Annotated in this window: 1 protein-coding gene; it reads left to right on the top strand. The window is 60.8% G+C overall.

The window, feature by feature from the left end:
- Window positions 1–132 precede the first annotated feature (132 nt).
- Window positions 133–347 (top strand): IS66 family insertion sequence element accessory protein TnpA (tnpA, locus tag HIJ39_RS23490; protein WP_420824596.1); only part of this gene is annotated, 215 nt, incomplete at its 3' end.

Here is a 347-nt window from a genome sequence, read left to right as displayed (position 1 = left end):
ACAACCGTACCAACGGGGGGATTTTTTCCTCAACTGTCAAAGTCCGCCGAAATCACATCTCTACAGGACGCTTCTCGCGGCCCTGACCGACGCCCATAATGCCCCTAGAGTTCACGAAAGGGGTTTTTCCGCATGAGTGAGAAAGAACGCAAAGAACTGCGCCATCTGTGGGCGGGGTTGGTGGCCGAGTTCCGGGCCAGTGGTCTGGGGCAGGCCCAATGGTGTTGCCAAAACGGATACAAAGTGCGGCACTTGCACTACTGGCTGCGTAAGTTTCCGGCGACCGACGCGGCCGCGTCGGAGACGATGGCCTGGGTGCCCGTGGTGCCGGACCGGGAGGCGACGCC

It is taken from the genome of Sulfobacillus harzensis (assembly GCF_012933365.1).
Lineage (GTDB): Bacteria > Bacillota > Sulfobacillia > Sulfobacillales > Sulfobacillaceae > Sulfobacillus_B > Sulfobacillus_B harzensis.
Note: the sequence above shows the minus strand (reverse complement) of the source record. Positions and strands in the feature narration are given on the sequence as shown.